The organism is Emticicia sp. (assembly GCF_049241225.1).
Lineage (GTDB): Bacteria > Bacteroidota > Bacteroidia > Cytophagales > Spirosomataceae > Emticicia.
The window spans coordinates 1-4,803 of sequence record NZ_JBMLRC010000308.1 but is presented as its reverse complement, the minus strand read 5'-3'; the positions used below and the strand labels follow the sequence as shown (position 1 = coordinate 4,803).

At 40.7% G+C, this 4,803-nt stretch carries 3 protein-coding genes; 1 reads left to right on the top strand and 2 read right to left on the bottom strand.

Annotated elements, in window-relative coordinates; all coding sequences use genetic code 11:
* The coding region (locus tag ACOVO2_RS16435; RefSeq protein ID WP_421771024.1) for a hypothetical protein at window positions 1-233 on the bottom strand (233 nt) is incomplete at its 3' end.
* Between the two features lie 127 nt (window positions 234-360).
* Between ACOVO2_RS16435 and ACOVO2_RS16430 the strand changes: the two genes are divergently transcribed.
* Complete coding sequence (locus ACOVO2_RS16430) at window positions 361-2,418, top strand: glycosyl hydrolase family 95 catalytic domain-containing protein (RefSeq protein ID WP_421771023.1); 2,058 nt, start codon at window positions 361-363, stop codon at window positions 2,416-2,418.
* A gap of 58 nt (window positions 2,419-2,476) precedes the next feature.
* Here the strand turns inward: ACOVO2_RS16430 and ACOVO2_RS16425 are convergent, their stop codons facing one another.
* The gene (locus ACOVO2_RS16425; RefSeq protein WP_421771022.1) at window positions 2,477-4,642 is read right to left on the bottom strand and encodes a peptidase domain-containing ABC transporter; all 2,166 of its coding nucleotides are present in this window, start codon (window positions 4,640-4,642) and stop codon (window positions 2,477-2,479) included.
* Window positions 4,643-4,803 lie beyond the last annotated feature (161 nt).

Genomic DNA, 4,803 nt, shown 5'->3' with positions numbered 1-4,803 from the left:
AATCGTTTATTTTTATGGTAAACGGGGTCTGGCTTAACCATAACCACTTGGGTGTTTTCGAGTAAGCCTTTTTTCTTTAAATCTAATAAATCAATGCTTAGCGAATCGCTGGCTGGGGCTTCTTCAATAGCCAGCTTAGCCACTTGTAGCGAATCTTTATGGGAGTTTTTTTGTGAACTATCACACGATATGTATATGGCTGATAGCCAAACAAATGCAATAACTTTATTCATAAATTTTTATTTTTAATCTGACATGGATTAGACAATAAAAATAGCTAAAATCTTTCTTTAAATAATCTAATTTTCTTCCGCACCCAAAAAATACTATATTTATACTCAATTTAACAAAACTTGACCTATGAAAAAAACAAATTTGTGGCAGCACCTCTGCACGCTGCTGCTATGTATGTGTGTATGTACACCAACGCTCGCACAATGGCAAATCTCAGCAAAAAACTTCGACCCCAACAATTATTATGGCGTTACGGTAGCCAATGGTATGGTCGGAATCACCTCGTCGCCTGACCCACTTAAAGTAAAGGAAATTGTACTAAATGGCACATTCGATACCTACGGGCGTGGACGTGTGGCCAATATTATGAAAGTTTTTGAATTTGCTAATATGGAGTTAATTATTGATAATCAAATGATTAACCGTAATAATATCAGCAATTTCGTACAAACGATTGATATGCAAAATGCCATTTTTACAACCACTTTCGATATGGGCAGTAAGGCATCAATCAAGTCAAATGTACTTGCACTTCGCCATTTACCACATTCGGCATTGATTGAAATGGAAATTACGGCCAAACAAGAAATCGAATTTACACCCATCAGTATCATGCAAACGCCCGATATGCTGCGTGATGTAAAGAATTTCTTTCATACCATCGACCGCCCTCACTCATTGATTCCATTGATGACTTCGGTTGCAAAAACACCTACGGGAAAACACACAATTGCGGCGTCAAATTCTTTTTTATTTGAAGAAGAACGAGGAAAAGAGCCTCAATTGATTCATGAAGAATGGGATAACGGAATGCACCGCATGAAGTTTACGAAAAAGCTAAAAGCGGGCGAAACCTATAAGTTTTCGGTGGTTGGTTCGGTAATTTCGACGGCCCACGTGACCGACCCTCACAACGAAGCTGAGCGTCTGACAATCTTTGCGGCACTCGAAAAACGTGAACGTTTACTCAAAAAACACAAAGAAGCATGGGCAAAACTTTGGGAGTCAGACATCATCATCGAAGGTGATGAAGAAGCTCAACGTGCGGCACGTTTTTCATTGTATAATCTGTACTCATTTTGCCGTGAAGGCCAAGCGTATAGTCTTTCGCCAATGGGTTTGTCGGGCTTAGGATATAACGGTCACGTATTTTGGGATACCGAAATCTGGATGTATCCTCCGCTATTGGCCATGAAGCCTGAACTGGCCAAATCATTGCTCGAATATCGTTTTGAGCGTTTGGAAGCTGCAAAATATAACGCCAAAGCACACGGCTATCAAGGAGCGATGTTTCCGTGGGAATCTGATGATTCAGGACAGGAATCAACGCCTGTATGGGCTTTAACGGGGCCATTTCAGCACCATATCACGGGTGATGTAGGTTTTGCTTTCTGGAAGTATTATCAGGTCACGAAGGATAAAAATTGGTTGAAAGAACGTGGATACCCAATGCTCAAAGAAGTAGCCGATTTTTGGACAAGCCGAGTGGAAAAGGGTAGCGATGGAAAGTATCATATTATCAATGTAGTATGTGCTGACGAATGGGCAGAAAATGTGGATGATAATGCTTATACGAATGGTATGGCGAAAGAAGTTTTAGGCTACGCCAATCAAGCTGCTAAAGAACTCGGACTGCCCGAAAACCCAAAATGGAAAGAAGTACAAGACGGACTTGTAATTTTGAAGTTTCCAGATGGTACAACTCGTGAACACGCATCATACAACGGCGAGCCAATCAAGCAAGGTGATGTGAATTTGCTTTCTTACCCGATGAAACAAATCACCGACCCAGCTACTATCAAGAAAGATTTAGATTTTTATTGGAAAGTTTTGGCCGATAATCTTCCAGGAAGAAAAGGACAAAGCCCCGCAATGGCACATGGTGTGTTTGCTATCTTAAATGCTCGTTTGGGAGATACCGAAACCGCTTACAAGCAATATATGGATAGTTATAAACCTAATGAAGTTCCACCATTTGGAGTTTTGGCCGAAACCGCTGGCGGCACAAACCCATATTTTTCGACGGGAGCAGGTGGTTATTTACAAACACTCATCAACGGATGGGGTGGACTTGATTTTACTGATGCAGGAATCATTCAGCTAAAAACCAAACTTCCAAAACAATGGAAATCGTTGACTTTAAAGGGCGTTGGAGTTGATAAAAAGACTTTTATTGTGAAGTAAGAAGTTTTTGAATAAGTGCCATTGCAAGATTAAAAGTGGCACTTATTCAAATTAATTATCATAAAACCCCTTCAAACTGCTCCATCCAAAGGCGATTATAAACTCCTTCTTGATAAAGCAAGCTTTCGTGTGTGCCTTCTTGCACTAATTTCCCGTTGGCAAGCACCAGTATTTTATCAGCATTTTTGATGGTACTCAATCGGTGAGCAATGATGATAATTGTTTTGTTTAAACTTCGTAGTGTTTGAATGGTTTGCTGAACGTATTTCTCCGAAATTGTATCAAGAGCAGAAGTGGCTTCGTCTAAAATCAGTATTTCTGGATTATGGTATAAAGCCCGTGCGATGGCCAAACGCTGGCGTTGTCCGCCCGAAAGACTTGCCCCATTTTCGCCAATGTGGGTATTAAAGCCATTGGGTAGTTTTTCTACAAATTCACTAATGCCGAGTTGACTGCAAATAAATAAGATGCGTTGCATATCTGGTTCAAAATCTCCGAGTGCGATGTTTTCAATGACCGATGCCCCAAATAAATCAATTTGTTGCGGTACTACACTTACAATACTGCGGAGGTTTTCATTATGAATGTGCTTGATGTCATAATCGCCAATTAGAATATTTCCACCACTCAGCGGATATAAGTTTTGCAACAACGACATCAACGTAGATTTACCCGAACCGCTTTCGCCAATTACAGCCGTAATTTGTCCTTTTGGGAGCGTAATCGTCAGATTATCAAATACTTGCACTCTCGTACCGTAGCGAAACGATACATTTTTGAACTGAATATCACCTACCATTTCGGGCGTAAGTTCAACTTTGTTTTCGGTGGCTTCTCGCTCCAAGTCCATGATTTCAAACAATCGGTCGGCAGCAATGAGAGCATCCTGAATGGTGCGGTTTGAGCCAATCAAGCTCATGGCAGGGCTTGTAAAATACCCAATCAAGGAGTAAAAAGAAAGCAGCTCGCCAGGGGTGAGTTGCTGGTCAATGACAAACGTTGTACCAAACCAAAGTAATAGAATGGTGAATAATCTGGAAATAAAATCGGTGATGTTGCCAATAAAAATACTGGTTTTGCTTGACTTAAAAACGGTTTCGAGTAGCCTAACGAAATTGGTTTCGGTTTTGAGGTTGGCATAAGGCTCAATGCCAAAACGTTTGATTGTGGTAGCGGCATTCAGAGATTCGACTAATTGAGCCTCTAATTCTGCCGAATTTTCCATCAATTTTCGCCCTTGTTTGCGGTTGATATAGTTGCTGATAAAGTAAATAATGACATAAAACGGAATAATTGCCAATAGCATAGCCGCCAATTTCCAATCGTAGGTAAACATCAGACCAAACGAAAACAGCACGATAAAAATATTGACCGCCAAACCAATAATCACATCATTGATAAAAACCCGAATCTTGACGGCATCGTTTACCCTCGAAATGATTTCGCCCACTCGCATCGTATCAAAAAACTGTTGTGGCAGTTTTAGCAGATGTTTGTAATATCCCAAAATCAGTTGTGCATCTATCTGCTGGCCAGTTTTGAGGGCGAAAATACTTTTAACCGTACCGATGATAGTCTGCAAAACTAAAATAATAATCATGCCGATACTCAGCAAATTGAGCAGGTTTTTATTGCCTTCAATGATTACATTATCCGTAATTTTTTGGATATAGATGGAGGTAGAAAGCCCCAAAATGGTATAAACGGCCGCCCCAACCAAGGCTTGAAGCATAACGGTAGAGTGTGGACGTAACAATGTCCAGAATCGGCGAATGACCGATGTTTTTTCGTTGCGAACCTCAAAATCTTCATTGGGTAATAACAAAACCAAGACACCCGTCCATTGTTTGGCAAATGCCTCGATGGATTTTTTGTGCATTTTTCCATCGCCAGGGTCCATTATGGTGATGTGGGTCTTAGAAACTTTGTAGATGACTACGTAGTGCAGAAGCCCACCGCCAGAGGGCGTAGTGATTTGAACATGAGCAATAGCAGGTTTGGGTATTTTTTCAAGGCTTTCGAGTGTACCTTTTACTCCTTTTGCCTGAAAACCAAGTTTTTGGGCGGCTTCAATCAGGCCGAGTACATTTGTTCCTTTTTTGTCGGTGCTGGCATATTGGCGTATGCGAGCAATGGGTAGACGCAGGCGGAAATGAGCAGCTACCGAAGCCAAACAAGCCGCACCACAATCTCGTAAGTCGTGTTGTTTTATTTTGATTGACATAAATCCAAACAGATACTTTTTTGGCAAGATACTGCAAGAAAGTGTCCAAAAAGCAAGTAAACAATGCCTAAATTATGACTGTGAGGAATAATTTATGAGTGGAAGAGGGGTAAGTTAATTTGTTAATTAGTTATGTTTAATTCCTTAGATTATTCAGACCA

What these genes read in the sequence shown, in the direction of transcription:
- ACOVO2_RS16430 (WP_421771023.1), top strand. Translation starts at nt 361, where the DNA reads ATGAAAAAAACAAATTTGTGGCAGCACCTCTGCACGCTGCTGCTATGT.
- ACOVO2_RS16425 (WP_421771022.1), bottom strand. Translation starts at nt 4,642, where the DNA reads ATGTCAATCAAAATAAAACAACACGACTTACGAGATTGTGGTGCGGCT.